At 69.4% G+C, this 15,974-nt stretch carries 15 protein-coding genes and 1 riboswitch; of the genes, 12 read left to right on the forward strand and 3 right to left on the reverse strand.

Translation table 11 applies throughout. The annotated features are described in order from the left end of the window. The first annotated feature begins 60 nt into the window (after positions 1 to 60). Positions 61 to 384, forward strand: coding sequence for a PadR family transcriptional regulator (locus WA670_RS33430; RefSeq protein WP_037811647.1), 324 nt, complete (start codon positions 61 to 63; stop codon positions 382 to 384). A gap of 45 nt (positions 385 to 429) precedes the next feature. Then, positions 430 to 1,650, forward strand: a complete 1,221-nt coding sequence (locus WA670_RS33435; protein WP_037811645.1) for an HAAS signaling domain-containing protein — start codon at positions 430 to 432, stop codon at positions 1,648 to 1,650. A gap of 139 nt (positions 1,651 to 1,789) precedes the next feature. On the opposite strand, the gene WA670_RS33440 is transcribed toward WA670_RS33435, so the two are convergent. Further along, on the reverse strand, positions 1,790 to 2,311 hold the full coding sequence (locus tag WA670_RS33440) for a general stress protein (RefSeq protein ID WP_009074217.1): 522 nt from the start codon (positions 2,309 to 2,311) through the stop codon (positions 1,790 to 1,792). A 238-nt stretch (positions 2,312 to 2,549) separates the two neighbouring features. On the opposite strand from WA670_RS33440, the gene WA670_RS33445 reads away from it, so the two are divergent. From WA670_RS33445 to WA670_RS33490, 10 genes are all read left to right on the forward strand, one after another. Further along, positions 2,550 to 3,914, forward strand: coding sequence for a glutamine synthetase family protein (locus WA670_RS33445; protein ID WP_200864405.1), 1,365 nt, complete (start codon positions 2,550 to 2,552; stop codon positions 3,912 to 3,914). Further along, positions 3,895 to 4,608: a gamma-glutamyl-gamma-aminobutyrate hydrolase family protein gene (locus WA670_RS33450; RefSeq protein ID WP_336160212.1), complete on the forward strand. Its 714-nt coding sequence runs from the start codon at positions 3,895 to 3,897 to the stop codon at positions 4,606 to 4,608. Before WA670_RS33445 ends, WA670_RS33450 begins: the two co-directional genes overlap by 20 nt. Then, positions 4,605 to 5,969: an aldehyde dehydrogenase family protein gene (locus WA670_RS33455; RefSeq protein ID WP_336160214.1), complete on the forward strand. Its 1,365-nt coding sequence runs from the start codon at positions 4,605 to 4,607 to the stop codon at positions 5,967 to 5,969. Before WA670_RS33450 ends, WA670_RS33455 begins: the two co-directional genes overlap by 4 nt. A 6-nt stretch (positions 5,970 to 5,975) precedes the next feature. Next, positions 5,976 to 6,743, forward strand: coding sequence for a 3-oxoacyl-ACP reductase (locus tag WA670_RS33460; RefSeq protein WP_336160215.1), 768 nt, complete (start codon positions 5,976 to 5,978; stop codon positions 6,741 to 6,743). Positions 6,744 to 6,997: 254 nt separating this feature from the next. Continuing rightward, positions 6,998 to 7,097, forward strand: a riboswitch (glycine riboswitch). Positions 7,098 to 7,140: 43 nt separating this feature from the next. Beyond that, positions 7,141 to 9,972, forward strand: a complete 2,832-nt coding sequence (gene gcvP / locus WA670_RS33465; RefSeq protein ID WP_442893146.1) for an aminomethyl-transferring glycine dehydrogenase — start codon at positions 7,141 to 7,143, stop codon at positions 9,970 to 9,972. Positions 9,973 to 10,007: 35 nt separating this feature from the next. Further along, positions 10,008 to 11,096, forward strand: a complete 1,089-nt coding sequence (gcvT, locus tag WA670_RS33470) for a glycine cleavage system aminomethyltransferase GcvT (protein ID WP_037811638.1) — start codon at positions 10,008 to 10,010, stop codon at positions 11,094 to 11,096. Between the two features lie 14 nt (positions 11,097 to 11,110). Beyond that, entirely contained in the window at positions 11,111 to 11,488 is a 378-nt protein-coding gene (gcvH, locus tag WA670_RS33475; protein WP_037811636.1) for a glycine cleavage system protein GcvH, read from the forward strand. Continuing rightward, the gene (gene glyA / locus WA670_RS33480) at positions 11,488 to 12,765 is read left to right on the forward strand and encodes a serine hydroxymethyltransferase (RefSeq protein WP_134727863.1); all 1,278 of its coding nucleotides are present in this window, start codon (positions 11,488 to 11,490) and stop codon (positions 12,763 to 12,765) included. Before gcvH ends, glyA begins: the two co-directional genes overlap by 1 nt. Further along, on the forward strand, positions 12,762 to 13,766 hold the full coding sequence (gene lipA / locus WA670_RS33485) for a lipoyl synthase (protein ID WP_336160220.1): 1,005 nt from the start codon (positions 12,762 to 12,764) through the stop codon (positions 13,764 to 13,766). Before glyA ends, lipA begins: the two co-directional genes overlap by 4 nt. A gap of 16 nt (positions 13,767 to 13,782) precedes the next feature. Next, positions 13,783 to 15,156: an L-serine ammonia-lyase gene (locus WA670_RS33490; protein WP_336160222.1), complete on the forward strand. Its 1,374-nt coding sequence runs from the start codon at positions 13,783 to 13,785 to the stop codon at positions 15,154 to 15,156. A gap of 31 nt (positions 15,157 to 15,187) precedes the next feature. On the opposite strand, the gene WA670_RS33495 is transcribed toward WA670_RS33490, so the two are convergent. Next, the gene (locus WA670_RS33495) at positions 15,188 to 15,361 is read right to left on the reverse strand and encodes a hypothetical protein (RefSeq protein WP_336160224.1); all 174 of its coding nucleotides are present in this window, start codon (positions 15,359 to 15,361) and stop codon (positions 15,188 to 15,190) included. Next, the gene (locus WA670_RS33500) at positions 15,361 to 15,948 is read right to left on the reverse strand and encodes an ArsR/SmtB family transcription factor (protein WP_336160226.1); all 588 of its coding nucleotides are present in this window, start codon (positions 15,946 to 15,948) and stop codon (positions 15,361 to 15,363) included. Before WA670_RS33500 ends, WA670_RS33495 begins: the two co-directional genes overlap by 1 nt. Positions 15,949 to 15,974: the final 26 nt, after the last annotated feature.

The following is a 15,974-nucleotide window of genomic DNA, read 5'->3' on the forward strand; positions in this document are numbered from 1 at the left end:
GCGCACACTACTGCGCTATGCGTGGTACCTTCTCTCGCGTAGCACCGGGGAAGGAACGCCGTGGAGATCAGTCAGCTGCTCAAGGGAGTGCTGGACCTGGCGGTCCTCGCGGTGCTGCGCGACGACGACGGGTACGGCTACGACGTGCTGCGAAGACTTCGCGTCGCCGGCCTGGACGAGGTCGGGGACGCATCGGTGTACGGCACGCTGCGGCGGCTGTACAAGGCGGGGTTGCTGACGTCCTATGTGGTTCCGAGCGAAGAAGGCCCGCACCGCAAGTACTACAGCTTGAACGACCGGGGCCGGGCGCGGCTCGCCGAATCGGCGCGCACGTGGCGCAGCTTCGCGTCCACTATGGACAGTTTGGTGAAAGAGCGGGCCTGACCGCGCGGACAGGCGGAACGCGGCACGAATCGGGGAGAGGCAGCAATGAGCACGGACAAGCCGACGGCCGCGCGGGCGTACCTGTCGAGGGTGCGCACCGCGCTCGCGGATCTGCCCGCGAACGAGATCGAGGAACTGCTCGAGGACGTCCGGCCGCAGCTGGCCGAGATGGAGACGGAACTCGGGGCGGCGGCGAAGGTCGAGGACCTCGTCGCGCGGCTCGGCACTCCGGAGAGCTACGCGGCGGAGCTGCGGGCGTCCGGCGGCTACCCGCCCGCCCCGGCGGCTCCGGAAGCGGCGACCGAGGTGCTCCCGGCGGCGAAGCCGGGCCGGGTCGGACCGCGGCTTGCCCTGTGGGGCTTGCTGTTCAGTGCGGCGGGGACGGCGCTGGTGGCGTTCTCCGCCGCGGTGCGTTTCGACGCCGAGGTGCTGATCGGGATGCTCGTGCTCGCCCCGGTCTTCGCGGTGAGCGTGGCGTTCCTGCTGCTCCGCGGCGTCGACGCGATGCGGGAGCTGCCGGAAGTGGTCCGCGCCAAGGCGATGGTGAAGTCGATGCGGGAGGACCGGTCGGCCGACCGCGCGCTCACGTATCTGAACTCGCTGAAGCCGGCGTGGTGGGTGGTCTGCGGGTTCGCGCTGCTGGCGTTCGGGCTGCTGCTGATGGTCCGGAACCTGCACGCGATCCTGCTGCTGCCGGTGCTGCTGGTCGGCGCGGGCCTGGTGATGTGGGCGGGCCCGCGCACCAAGGCCGACGGGCGGATGCTGTGGATCGCGGTTCCGGTGTCGGCGTTCGTGGTGGGCAGCGCGTTCGGCGGGCTCGGCGCGGCGGTCAACCTCGTCCGCGACCGTTCGTACTCGTCGAACTCCACCCCGATTTACACCTCGTCGATGTACCAGGACTCTCACGGCAACGACTCGCTGCGCTACGGCCAGCACGAACTGACCAACCTGTACGTCTTCGACGCGAACGGCAAACCGCTCGAGAACGTCTACCTGTACGACGACCGGGGCCGCCCGCTCACCATCACGCGCTACGGCTGCGAGAAGGACACCGGCACGAGCCAGATGACCGGGCAGGACAACCAGTTCCCGCGCCCGAAGGTCGTCGAGGGAGTGCAGGACGACCACGGGAACGTCAACGGCTACAACGGTTATCGCGGATACTGCCGGGAGGACGCGGGCGTGCCGTTCGCGGCGGTGATCCCGAAGGCCCCGACGCCGGTTCCGCCGACTGCTCCGACGAAGGCCGCTCCGCCGACGCGGTAAGCGCGCCCTCGTGAGCGTTGATTCCGGGGAGAACCGGCACGGGTGCTCACGAGACCCCGCCTCCCGGAAAGACCGGAACGCGAAACCGGGCGCCCAGGCCGCGAACGGCCCGGGCGCCCGGGAGGCGAGTCGCCGGAACTCAGTGGTTGAACGCGGAGCGCGCGGCCAGGTCCGCCAGCAGCTGGCGGCCCTTCTCGGCGTTGCGCGGCTGCGACAGCACGTCGTAGCGCTGGGCGACCAGCTGGCTTTGCGAGATGAACCCGCGCTTGTTGCGGTTCGCCGCGTAGCCCAGTGCGCCGAAGGCCACGTTGAACACGACACCCGCGGCGAGGCCGAGCACGATCGACAGCAGTCCGGCGGCCGGGTTGAGCATGCTCAGCACCAGGCCCAGGAACAGGCCGAACACCGCGCCGGACATGGCCGCGCTGCTGAGCATCCGGCTCCAGCTCATCTTGCCCGCGATGCGCTCCACCAGCATCGGCTGGACCCCGACGATCGTGACGTCGGTGACCGGGAAATCAGCGTGCGCGAGGTGGTCGACGGCCTGCTGGGCCTGTTCGTAGGACTCGTACGACCCGATCGGCCACCCGGTGGGCAGCGTCGGGAGCTGCGGCCGCGCCTGCTGCTGGCTGAACGTGGTCTGCGTGAATGCTTCAGTCATCCCTCTCACCTCTCTTGCCCGGTCCAACGCACGAGGCGGCGGATTTGGTCCCGGACGCACCCGATTCACAGTATCTTCTCAGCCGGGCAACCCGGACATAGCAGGCGCCGCGCGGGGGAGGCCGGTCGAGCACGCGTTTAAAGGTATGAGAAAATACCTTTCAGTGGATTGACCGAGGCCCGACGGCCCGGTAGGAAGAAGCCGCAAAGGACCTGATCCGAACCTTTGGGGCGATGCGATGGCGGCCAGGCGAGGAATGCTCACGCTCGAAGAACTCCGCGAACGGGTGACGGCGGGCACGATCGACACGGTGCTCGTCGCGCTCACCGACATGCAGGGGCGGCTCCAGGGCAAGCGCTGTTCGGCGGAGTACTTCCTCGAAGAGGTGGTCGGCCACGCGACCGAGGCGTGCAACTACCTGCTCGCGGTGGACGTCGACATGAACACCGTCGACGGCTACGACATCTCGTCCTGGCAGAGCGGCTACGGCGACTTCGTGCTCCGGCCGGATTTCGCGACGCTGCGGGAGATCCCGTGGCAGGAGGGCACCGCGCTGGTGCTCGCGGACGTCGAGCGCGTGCAGGGCGGCCCGGTTTCCGTTTCCCCGCGCCAGGTGCTGCGCCGTCAGCTCGACCGGCTCGCCGAGCACGACCTGAAGGCGTACGCGGGCACCGAACTCGAGTTCATCGTGTTCGACGACTCCTACGAGTCCGCGTGGGACAAGCGCTACCACGACCTCAAACCGTCCAATCAGTACAACGTCGACTACTCCATGCTCGGCACCGCGCGCATCGAGCCGCTGCTGCGCCGGATCCGCAACGAGATGGCGGGCGCGGGCCTGTATCCGGAGTCGGCGAAGGGCGAGTGCAACCCGGGGCAGCACGAGATCGCCTTCCGCTACGCCGAAGCGCTCGCGACCTGCGACAACCACGGCATCTACAAGAACGGTGCGAAGGAGATCGCCGCGCAGGAGGGCAAGAGCCTCACGTTCATGGCGAAGTACAACGAACGCGAGGGCAACTCCTGTCACATCCACCTGAGCCTTCGCAGCAAGTCCGGCGAAGCGGTGCTTCCCGGCGACGGCGACCACGGCTTCTCGAAGCTGATGCAGCACTTCCTCGCCGGACAGCTGGAAGCGTTGCGCGAGCTGACGTACTTCTTCGCCCCGAACATCAACTCCTACAAGCGTTACGTCCCTGGCAGCTTCGCGCCGACAGCGATCGCGTGGGGCACGGACAACCGTACGTGCGCGTTGCGCGTTGTCGGACACGGTGACGGGTTGCGTGTCGAGAACCGCGTACCCGGCGGAGACGTGAACCCGTACCTCGCTGTCGCCGCGATGGTCGCTGCTGGGCTGCACGGCATCGAAAACGAACTGCCGTTGGAACCTGAGTTCGTCGGCAACGCGTACGCCTCCGACAAACCGACCGTGCCCGTCACGCTCGCTGAAGCGGCTGAAGCCCTCGAAGGCAGCCGTATCGCGCGAGATGCCTTCGGTGCCGATGTAGTCGACCATTACCTCAACGCCGCGCGGATCGAGCGCGAAGCGTACGAGCGAGCTGTGACCGATTGGGAGCGCATCCGTGGTTTCGAACGACTCTGACCCGCCCGTCATCGGGCTCAGTACGTATTCGGAACAGGCGAAGTTCCTGGCCTGGGACACCGAAGCGACGCTGTTGCACCGGGTGTACGCGGACTGCGTGGTCAAGGCGGGCGGAATTCCGGTGCTGCTGCCGCCGGTAAGCACGGCCTACGACGCGCTCGTCGGACGCATCGACGGTCTTGTCCTCACCGGCGGCGCAGACGTCGAACCCAGCCGTTACGACCAGGAGCCGCACCCCGCGACGTACATCCGCCCGGAGCGCGACGCGTTCGAGTTCGGCCTGTTCGCGGCGGCGCGTGCGGCCGGGAAGCCGGTGCTCGGCGTGTGCCGCGGGCTGCAAGTCATGAGCGTCGCGCTCGGCGGCACGCTCTCGCAGCACCTGCCGGAAACCCTCGGCGACGCAACGCATCAGCCCGCCCCGGCGACGTTCGGCACCAGCACCGTCAACCTGGTCGACGGCACGCGGGCGGCCGCGATCCTTGGCCGGGAAACGAAAGTCCAGTGTTACCACCATCAGGCGATCGACCGGCTCGGCTCCGGCTTGGTCGCGTCCGGCCACGCGGCGGACGGGACGGTCGAGGCCGCCGAGGTGCCGGGGGAGTTCGTGCTCGGCGTGCAGTGGCATCCGGAGCAGGACGGCGACGACGTCCGGCTGTTCGCCGCGCTGGCGAACGCCGCGCAGGAGGGGAAATGACGACGTTCGAGGTGCGCAACCCGGCGACTGCGGAAGTGGTGCGCCAGGTCGAGCTGACCACCGAGGCGGAGACCGACGCCGCGATCGCCCGCGCGCACGCCGCGTTCCCGGCCTGGCGGGCGGTCGCCCCGGGCGATCGGGCGCGGCTGCTGCGCCGGTTCGCCGACGCGGTCGACGCCGACGTCGAGAACCTCGCCCGGCTGGAGGTCGAGAACTCCGGGCACACCATCGGCAACGCCCGCTGGGAAGCGGGCAACGTGCGCGACCTGCTCGAATACTCCGCGGGTGCGCCGGAACGGTTGCTGGGCAAGCAGATCCCCGTCGATGGCGGCGTCAACGTGACCTTCCACGAGCCGCTGGGCGTGGTCGGCGTGATCGTGCCGTGGAACTTCCCGATGCCGATCGCGGGCTGGGGCTTCGCGCCGGCGCTCGCGGCGGGCAACACGGTCGTGCTCAAACCGGCCGAGCTGACCCCGCTCACCGCGTTGCGGCTGGCCGAACTCGCTCGCGAGGCGGGTATCCCCGAGGACGTCTTCCAGGTGCTTCCGGGCAAGGGATCCGTTGTCGGGCAACGGTTTGTCACGCATCCGGCGGTGCGCAAGGTCGTGTTCACGGGCTCCACCGAGGTCGGCAAGCAGGTGATGGCCGGCTGCGCGGCGCAGGTGAAACGGGTGACGCTGGAGCTCGGCGGCAAGAACGCCAACATCGTGTTCGCCGACGCGAACCTGGAGAAGGCCGCCGCGACCGCACCGTACGGAGTGTTCGACAACGCCGGGCAGGACTGCTGCGCGCGGTCGCTGATCCTGTTGCAGGACACCGTTTACGACCGGTTCCTCGAACTGCTGGAACCCGCGGTGCAGGGCGTGGTCGTCGGCGATCCGGGCGACGAGGCGACCGAGATGGGCCCGCTGATTTCCGCGGACCACCACGCGAAAGTCTCCTCCTACGTCACCGAGCAAACTCCGGTCGCCTTCCGCGGCAGCGCCCCGTCCGGGCCGGGGTACTGGTTCGCGCCGACCGTCGTGCTCCCGCCGGGACTGGACGATCCGCTGGCTCGCGACGAGATCTTCGGCCCGGTCGTCGCGGTGGTCCGCTTCCGCGACGAAGCCGAGGCGGTGCGGATGGCGAACGACACCGAATACGGCCTGTCCGGTTCGATCTGGACCCGCGACGTCGGCCGCGCCTTCCGGGTCGCACGCGGCGTCGAATCCGGGAACCTGTCGGTGAATTCGCACTCCTCGGTCCGGTACTGGACACCCTTCGGCGGCTTCAAACAGTCCGGTCTCGGCCGCGAACTGGGCCCCGACGCCGCGGCCGCCTTCACCGAAACCAAGAACGTTTTCCTGAGCACGGAGGAATGACCCACGATGGTGCAGCGTTTTGACGGCCGCGTCGCGGTGATCACCGGCGGCGCGAGCGGCATCGGCCTCGCCACCGCCAAGCGGTTGGCGAGCGAGGGCGCGAAGGTCGTGATCGGCGACGTCGCGCCGGAGCAGGGCAAGGCGGCCGCCGACGCGGTGGGCGGGGCCTTCGTCCAGGTCGACGTCACCGACGCGGACCAGGTCGAAGCCCTTTTCCAGACGACCGTCGACGAGTTCGGCGCGGTCGACGTCGCGTTCAACAACGCGGGCATCTCGCCGCCCGAGGACGACTCGATCCTCGCCACCGGCATCGAAGCCTGGGAGAAGGTGCAGCGGGTCAACCTGACCTCGGTGTACCTGTGCTGCAAGGCGGTTCTGCCGCACATGCAGCGCCAGGGCCGCGGTTCGATCGTGAACACCGCGTCGTTCGTGGCCGTGATGGGAGCCGCGACGTCGCAGATTTCCTACACCGCTTCGAAAGGCGGCGTGCTCGCCATGACGCGCGAGCTGGGCGTGCAGTTCGCCCGCGAGAACATCCGGGTCAACGCGCTGTGCCCGGGGCCGGTCAACACTCCGCTGCTGAAGGAACTGTTCGCGAAGGACCCGGAGCGCGCGGCTCGCCGTCTGGTGCACGTCCCGGTCGGCCGCTTCGCCGAACCGGAGGAGATCGCCGCCGCGGTGGCCTTCCTGGCGAGCGACGACGCCAGCTTCATCACTGCCGCGCAGTTCCTCGTCGACGGCGGCATCTCCGGCGCCTATGTAACCCCGCTGTGACGGTCCGTGAAGGACTCCTTGCCGGAATCTGATTCCCTCATGGAGCCCTTCACGGACGGTTGGCAAGGGGGTGTGGCGTAGGCCTGGCGAGGTAGACTGGCGCGTGAAGCGGCAGGTAAGGTGGCCGCCACCACGCAGTACCCACAACTGAACACAGGGCCGTTCGAGCCGGAGCGGGAGAGTCCCATGCGATCAGTGGGACACCGAAGGAGCAAACTCCCCGGAATCTCTCAGGTAACCGCTACCGCTTTTGGCGAGGCCACTCTGGAAAGCAGGCGCACCCGCGCCTCACCCAAGGTGAAAGCCGCGCCGAGCGCGGTGAAACTCTCAGGTGCCCATGACAGAGGGGGAGTTCCCAGTGCACCGCCGCGCCCGGTGCCCGTCCCGAGGAGCTCCCATCACCTCCACCCCCTTCGACACCCGCCATATCGGTCCCGGCGAGGCCGAGCGGGCGAAGATGCTCGCCGAATGCGGTTACGGAAGCCTGGACGCCCTCGTGGAAGCGGCGGTGCCGTCCGCCATCCGCACGGCCGGTGACCTGGCGCTTCCCGCGCCCGCGTCCGAGGAAGAGGCCACCGCCGAGCTGCGTGCGCTCGCCGCGCGCAACCGGCCGATGACGCAGATGATCGGCCTCGGCTACTCCGACACCGTCACCCCGGGCGTGATCCGCCGCAACGTGCTGGAGAACCCGGCCTGGTACACCGCGTACACGCCGTACCAGCCGGAGATCTCGCAGGGCCGGCTCGAAGCGCTGCTGAACTTCCAGACCGCGGTGTCCGACCTGACCGGGCTGGCGATCGCCAACGCCTCGATGCTCGACGAGTCCACCGCGGCCGCCGAGGCGATGACGCTGATGCGCCGCGCGTCGAAGTCGAAGTCCAATGTGGTCGTTCTCGACGCCGAATGCCTTCCGCAGACCATCGAGGTCGTGCGGACGCGTGCCGCCGGCCTCGGCATCGACGTGCAGGTGCGCGACCTGCTCACCGGGCTGCCCGAGGAGTTCTTCGGCGTCATAGTGCAGTACCCCGGCGCGTCCGGTGTGCTGCGCGGGCGCGGTTTCTACCACGCGGTTTCCGAAGCGGCGAAGGCCGCGGGCGCGCTGTACACGGTCGCTGCCGACCTGCTCGCGCTCACCTTGATCGCCGCGCCCGGCGAGTTCGGCGCGGACGTCGCTGTCGGTTCCACGCAGCGCTTCGGCGTGCCGCTGGGCTACGGCGGTCCGCACGCCGGGTACATGGCGGTGCGCGCTGGCCTGGAGCGGTCGCTGCCGGGTCGGCTTGTGGGCGTGTCCGTGGACGCGGACGGGAACACCGCGTACCGCCTCGCGCTGCAGACGCGCGAGCAGCACATCCGTCGCGAGAAGGCGACCTCCAACATCTGTACCGCGCAGGTGCTGCCCGCGGTGCTCGCGGCGATGTACGCGGTCTACCACGGTCCCGAGGGGCTGAAGGCGATCGCGACGCGGGTTCACGAACTCGCGGCCGGTCTCGCGAACGCGCTGCGCGCCGGTGGCGTCGAAGTCGCGCACGAAGCCTTCTTCGACACTGTCGTCGCGAAGGTGCCTGGCCGTGCCGCTGAGGTGCACGCGGCTGCGCGCGAGGCGGGGATCAACCTCGGCCACATCGATGCTGACCACGTGCGCATCGCCTGCGACGAGGTCACGCGTCCCGACACGCTCGCGAAGGTGCTTCGCGCCTTCGGTGTCGACAGTGCGTGGGAAGCCGCGCAGGCGCTCCCGAACGGTCTCGCTCGCGAGAGCGGCTACCTGACGCACGAGGTGTTCAGCACGCACCGGTCCGAGACGTCGATGCTGCGTTACCTGCGCCGCCTCGCCGACCAGGACTTCGCGCTCGACCGCGGGATGATCCCGCTCGGCTCCTGCACGATGAAGCTCAACGCCACCACCGAAATGGAGCCGATCAGCTGGCGCGAGTTCGCGGGCATCCACCCGTTCGCGCCCGCCGAGGACGCGGAGGGCTACCACGAGCTGGTCCGCCAGCTGTCCGGCTGGCTGGCCGAGGTCACCGGCTACGACCAGGTGTCGCTGCAGCCGAACGCGGGCAGCCAGGGCGAGCTCGCCGGGCTGCTGGCCATCCGCGCCTACCACCAGGCGAACGGCCAGCCCGAGCGCGATGTCTGCCTGATCCCGTCGTCCGCGCACGGCACCAACGCCGCGTCCGCGGTGCTCGCCGGGATGCGCGTGGTCGTGGTCAAGTGCACCGACGAGGGCAACGTCGACCTCGAAGACCTGCAGTCCAAAGTGGACCAGCACAGCTCCGACCTCGCCGCGATCATGGTCACCTACCCGTCCACGCACGGCGTCTACGAGCACGGCATCGAGCGGCTCGCCAAGATCGTGCACGACGGCGGCGGCCAGGTGTACGTCGACGGCGCGAACCTCAACGCCCTGCTGGGCCTGGCGAAGCCGGGCGAGTTCGGCGGCGACGTCTCGCACCTGAACCTGCACAAGACGTTCTGCATCCCGCACGGCGGCGGCGGTCCCGGCGTCGGCCCGGTCGCGGCGCGCGAACACCTCGCCCCGTACCTGCCGAACCACCCGCTGCTCGCGCAGGCCGGACCGGACACCGGCGTCGGCCCGATCAGCGGCGCGCCCTACGGTTCGGCGTCGATCCTGCCGATCTCCTGGGCGTACGTGCGGATGATGGGCGCGCCCGGGCTCACCGAGGCCACCAAGGTCGCGGTGCTCGCGGCCAACTACATCGCCGCCCGGCTCGCGCCGCACTACCCGGTGCTCTACACCGGGCAGGACGGCCTGGTCGCGCACGAGTGCATCCTCGACCTGCGCGGCATCACCAAGGAAACCGGCGTGACCGTGGACGACGTCGCGAAGCGGCTCATCGACTACGGCTTCCACGCGCCGACCATGTCCTTCCCGGTCGCGGGCACGCTCATGGTCGAGCCGACCGAGAGCGAGGACCTGGCCGAGATCGACCGGTTCTGCGAGGCGATGATCGCCATCCGGCACGAGATCGACGAGGTCGCGGCCGGCCGCTGGACCGCCGAGACGAGCCCGCTGCGCGGCGCGCCGCACACCGCGTCGTCGATCGCCGGCGAGTGGACCGCGGACTACGACCGCGAGCTGGCGGTGTACCCGGTCGGCGTGGCGCGCAAGACCAAGTACTGGCCGCCGGTGCGGCGGATCGACGGTGCGCGCGGCGACCGCAACCTCGTCTGCTCCTGCCCGCCCCTCGACGCGTACGACGCGTGAGCGCGACCTCCGCTCGCGACAACGAAAGGCTTCCTGTGACGGAAACCCCCCTGCACCAGGTCCACCAGGACCTCGGGGCGCTGTTCACCGATTTCGCCGGCTGGTCGATGCCGGTGCGCTACGCCAGCGAACTGGCCGAGCACAAGGCCGTGCGCGAGGCGGCCGGGCTGTTCGACCTGTCGCACATGGCCGAGATCCACGTCCGCGGCGCGCAGGCGGCTGACGTGCTCGACTACGCGCTGGTCGGCAACCTGACCGGCGTGAAGCCGGGCCGCGCCCGCTACACGATGATCTGCGACGCCGACGGCGGCGTGCTGGACGACCTGGTCGTCTACCGGCTCGCCGACGAGGAGTACCTGGTCGTGGCCAACGCGGGCAACGCCGCCGTGGTCGCGGACGCGCTGGCCGAGCGGGTCGCCGGGTTCGACGCGGTGGTGGAGAACCGGTCCGCGGACACCGCGCTGATCGCGGTACAGGGCCCGAAGGCGGTCGACGTGCTCGCCGCGGTGACCGACGCCGACCTCGCGTCGCTGAAGTACTACGCGAGCGTGCCCGCCGTCGTGAAGGGCATCGACGTGCTGCTGGCCCGCACCGGCTACACCGGCGAGGACGGCTTCGAGCTGTTCGTGCCCGCGGCGCAGGCTCCGGCGCTGTGGCAGCTGCTGACCGAGGCGGGGCAGGAGCACGGCCTGGTCCCGTGCGGGCTCGCCTGCCGCGACACGCTGCGGCTGGAAGCCGGGATGCCGTTGTACGGCAACGAACTCAGCCGCGAGCTGAACCCGTTCGCCGCCGGTCTCGGCCGGGTCGTGAAGTTCGAGAAGCCGGGCGACTTCGTGGGCCGCGCGGCCCTGGAGGAGCTGAAGAAGGCCGACGTCCCGCGCGTGCGGGTCGGCCTGCGCGGCACCGGCCGCCGCGCCCCGCGGCACGGGTACGCCGTGCTGTCCGGCGATGCCACTATCGGGGAGATCACCAGCGGCGCGCTGTCGCCGACGCTGGGCTACCCGATCGCTATGGCGTATGTAGACCGGGAGCACGCCGAGCCCGGCACCGCGCTGTCCGTCGACATCCGGGGCCGCGTCGAGCCGGTCGAGGTCGTCGCCCTGCCCTTCTACTCCCGAGCCTGAGAGGCCCTAGCACCGTGAGCATTCCCCAGAACCTGTCCTACACCAAGGAACACGAGTGGCTGTCGGTCAACGACGGCGTCGCGACGGTGGGCATCACCGCGTTCGCGGCCGGCTCGCTCGGCGACATCGTGTTCGTGCAGCTGCCCGGCGTCGGCGACACCGTCACCGCGGGCGAGGTGTTCGGCGAGGTCGAGTCGACCAAGTCGGTCAGCGAGCTGTACTCGCCGGTCAGCGGCGAGGTGGTGGCGGTGAACGAGGCCACATCGGACACCCCCGAGGTCATCAACTCCGACCCCTACACCGAAGGATGGCTGCTGCAGGTGCGGCTCTCGGGCGACGTCCCGGAGCTGCTCGACGCGTCCGCGTACGCCGAGCTGACCCAGGAGAACTGATGACCGCCCCGTTCGACGCCCCCCTGTCCGAGGTGGACCCCGAGGTCGCCGCCGCGGTGGCCGCGGAGCTGGACCGCCAGCAGTCGACGCTCGAGATGATCGCCTCGGAGAACTTCGCGCCGGTCGGCGTGCTCGAGGCGCAGGGCTCGGTGCTGACGAACAAGTACGCCGAGGGCTACCCGGGCCGCCGCTACTACGGCGGCTGCGAGCACGTCGACGTCGTCGAGCAGCTCGCGATCGACCGGGCCAAGGCGCTGTTCGGCGCGGAGCACGCGAACGTGCAGCCGCACTCGGGCGCGCAGGCCAACGCGGCGGCGATGTTCGCGGTGCTGAAGCCGGGCGACACGATCCTCGGCCTCGACCTCGCGCACGGCGGCCACCTGACGCACGGGATGAAGATCAACTTCTCCGGCAAGCTGTACAACGTGGTCGCCTACCACGTCGACAAGGAGACCGGGATCGTCGACGTCGCCGAGATCGAGCGGCTGGCGGTCGAGCACAAGCCGAAGCTGATCGTCGCCGGCTGGTCGGCCTACCCGCGCCAGCTCGACTTCGCCGAGTTCCGCCGGATCGCCGACCTGGTCGACGCCAAGCTGATGGTCGACATGGCGCACTTCGCCGGCCTCGTGGCCGCCGGGCTGCACCCGTCGCCGGTGCCGCACGCGGACATCGTCACGACCACCACGCACAAGACCCTCGGCGGTCCGCGCGGCGGCCTGATCCTCTCCCGTCAGGAGCTGGCGAAGAAGATCAACTCGGCGGTGTTCCCCGGTCAGCAGGGCGGTCCGCTGGAGCACGTGATCGCGGCCAAGGCGGTGGCGCTGAAGATCGCCGCGACCGACGGGTTCCGCGAGCGCCAGGAGCGCACCCTGGAAGGCGCGAAGATCCTCGCCGACCGGCTGTCGCGCACCGACTGCGCCGAGGCGGGCGTCCGCGTCCTCACCGGCGGCACCGACGTGCACCTGGTCCTCGTCGACCTGGTGAACTCCCAGCTCAACGGCCAGGAGGCGGAGGACCGGCTGCACTCGGTCGGGATCACCGTCAACCGCAACGCGGTGCCGTTCGACCCGCGTCCCCCGATGGTCACCTCGGGCCTGCGGATCGGCACCCCGGCGCTGGCCACCCGCGGTTTCGGCGCCGACGACTTCACCGAGGTCGCCGACATCATCGCCGAGACGCTCAAACCGGACTTCGACGAGGCCGCGCAGCAGGCGCTGCGCACCCGGGTCGAGCTGCTGGCGAAGAAGCACCCGCTGTACGCGGACCTGAGCCGATGAGCGCGCAGCCCGAGGGGCGGAAGTTGTTGCGGCTTGAGGTGCGCAACAGCGAGACGCCGATCGAGAAGAAGCCGTCGTGGATCAAGACGCGGGTGCGGATGGGTCCGGAGTTCACCGAACTCAAGGGGCTCGTGCGCCGCGAAGGCCTCCACACGGTGTGCGAAGAGGCGGGTTGTCCCAACATTTACGAATGCTGGGAGGACCGCGAGGCCACGTTCCTGATCGGCGGGGACCAGTGCACCCGGCGTTGTGACTTCTGTCAGATCGACACGGGCAAGCCCGCTGCGCTGGACCGGACGGAGCCGCGGAAGGTCGCGGAGTCGGTGCAGGCCATGGGGCTGCGGTACTCGACGATCACCGGCGTGGCTCGTGACGATCTCGAGGACGGCGGGGCCTGGCTGTACGCGGAGACGGTGCGTCAGATCCACGCGTTGAACCCCGGTACCGGTGTGGAGTTGTTGATCCCGGACTTCAATGCGGAGCCGGATCAGTTGGCTGAGGTGTTTGGGTCGCGGCCGGAGGTTTTGGCGCACAACGTGGAGACGGTGCCGCGGATCTTCAAGCGGATCCGTCCCGGTTTCCGTTATGCGCGGTCGTTGGATGTGATCACGCAGGCTCGTGCGGCTGGTTTGGTGACGAAGTCGAACCTGATCCTCGGCATGGGGGAGACCCCGGACGAGGTCAGCGTCGCGTTGCAGGACCTCTTCGACGCGGGCTGCGAGATCATCACGATCACCCAGTACCTGCGGCCTTCCCCGCGGCACCACCCGGTCGACCGCTGGGTCAAGCCGGAGGAATTCGTCGAGCACGCGAAGACCGCTGAGGCCATCGGGTTCCCGGGCGTGATGGCGGGACCGCTGGTGCGGTCGTCGTACCGCGCCGGACGGCTCTACGCCCAGACCAAGGCGCACCGCGGCGAGGAACTGCCGGAGAACCTCGCCCACCTGACCGCCGAAGGACCGGCGGCGCAAGAAGCCAGCAGCGTGCTGGCGAGGAACTAAGAGAAGGGGCGGATCAATGGCGATCAGCGTCTTCGACCTGTTTTCGATCGGCATCGGGCCGTCGAGTTCGCACACGGTCGGCCCGATGCGCGCGGCCAAGACCTTTGTGGACGGTCTGGTCGAGGACGGCGTGCTCGAGACGGTCGCGCGAGTGCAGGCCGAATTGTTCGGCTCCCTCGGCGCGACCGGGTTCGGGCACGGCAGCGACAAGGCGGTGCTGCTCGGGCTTTCCGGGGAGCGTCCGGAGGAAATCGACACCGACACCGTGCCCGCCAAGGTGGCGGCGATCCGGGAATCCGGGCGGCTGGCGGTCGGCGGAACGCACGAGGTCGCGTTCGTCGAGGACACCGACCTGACGATGCACCGGCGGAAGTCGCTGCCCGCGCATCCCAACGGGATGGTGTTCCGCGCGTTCGCCGCAGACGGTTCGCTGGTGCGGGAACGCACGTACTACTCGGTCGGCGGCGGCTTCGTGCGGGACGAGTCATACGAGACCGACACGGTGTTCGTGGAGGACTCCACGCCGGTCCCGTACCCGTTCCGCACCGGGGCGGACCTGCTGAAGCATTGCTCGGACACCGGGCTTCCGGTCAGCGAGATCATGCTGCAGAACGAGCTTTCCTGGCGCAGCCGCGAGAAAATCCGGGCTGGGCTGCTGCAGATCTGGCAGGTGATGGCCGAGTGCGTGCGCAACGGGTACACGCACGAGGGCGTGCTGCCGGGCGGTCTGAAGGTTCCTCGGCGGGCCAAGTCGTTGCACGACAAGCTGCTCGCCGAAGACGGCGCGGACGATCCGTTGTACGCGATGGACTGGGTCAGCCTGTACGCCCTCGCGGTCAACGAGGAAAACGCCGCGGGCGGACGCGTCGTCACCGCTCCGACCAATGGCGCGGCCGGGATCATTCCGGCGGTTTTGCATTACTACCAACGGTTTGTGCGCGGGTCTTCGGACGACGGCATCGTCACCTTCCTGCTCACCGCGGGCGCGATCGGCTCGATCCTCAAGCAGACCGGCTCGATCTCGGGCGCCGAGGTCGGCTGCCAGGGCGAGGTCGGCTCGGCTTCGGCGATGGCAGCTGCCGGGTTGACCGAGGTGCTGGGCGGTTCGCCCGCCCAGGTCGAGAACGCGGCGGAAATCGGGGTGGAGCATCACCTCGGATTGACGTGCGACCCGGTGGGCGGGCTGGTGCAGATCCCGTGCATCGAACGCAACGCAGTCGGCGCGTCCAAGGCGATCCACGCCGCGCGCATGGCGATGCGCGGCGACGGAAGCCACGTGGTGACGCTGGACAAGGCGATCAAGACCATGCGCGAGACCGGCGCGGACATGTCGGTGAAGTACAAGGAGACCGCACGCGGCGGGTTGGCCGTGAACGTCATCGAGTGCTGATTTTCGTTCCGTGAAGGGCTCCTTGCGGGAATCAGATTCCTTCGAGGAGTCCTTCACGGCGTTTCGGGGTGGCGAGGCGAAGGCCTAGTTCCATCAGCCACCAGCCGAACCGTTGCCGGGCAGGCGTTCGGGGCGGGAGGCGGACGGCGGCGGCGAGGAGTTCGCCCTGGCGGTCGGCGGCGAATTCGGACAGGAACGGGTGCATCAGGATTCCCCCTGGTCTTCGGATGCGACGGTCGCGTGCGGGAACGCCGCCCACTGCGTGATCACCGTTTCGTCGCCGGGCCGGGCCGGACGGCGGTAGCGTTCGATCACCGCTTCGATTTCTTCGATCAGCCGCTGGGATTCGCCCGGGGTGAGCGGCATCCGGGTGCTGCTCAGCGTCGCGCTGTCCCGCCATTCGTCCGCCCAGCGCGGCAGTTCCGAGACGAACTGCGCTTGTTCGCGGTAGCGGATGTCCACGTGCTGGTGCAGGAAAGCCATGAGCGGCCCGGCCATCTCCGGGTCGTCGACGAAGTCGGCCGCGCGCATCCGGGTCGATTCCTGCGCCGCCTTCCACCAGCGTTCGCGCTTCGAGCCGCGGCTGGTGTCTTCCTCGACCAGCCCGGCGTCCGCGAGCTGGCGCAGGTGCCACGACGTGGTGCCGGAGCTTTCGCCGACGCGCTTGCCGAGCCCGGTCGCGGTGGCCGGCCCGTCGACGGTCAGCAAGTCGAGCAGTTCCATGCGCAGCGGATGCGCCAGCGCGCGCAGGGTGCGGGCGTCGATCTGGCGAGCGCGACGTTCGTCGGGCATGCTCCGTACTGTAGACCGCAGAGAAC

This window comes from Amycolatopsis sp. VC5-11 (assembly GCF_037034185.1).
GTDB classification, from domain to species: domain Bacteria; phylum Actinomycetota; class Actinomycetes; order Mycobacteriales; family Pseudonocardiaceae; genus Amycolatopsis; species Amycolatopsis nivea.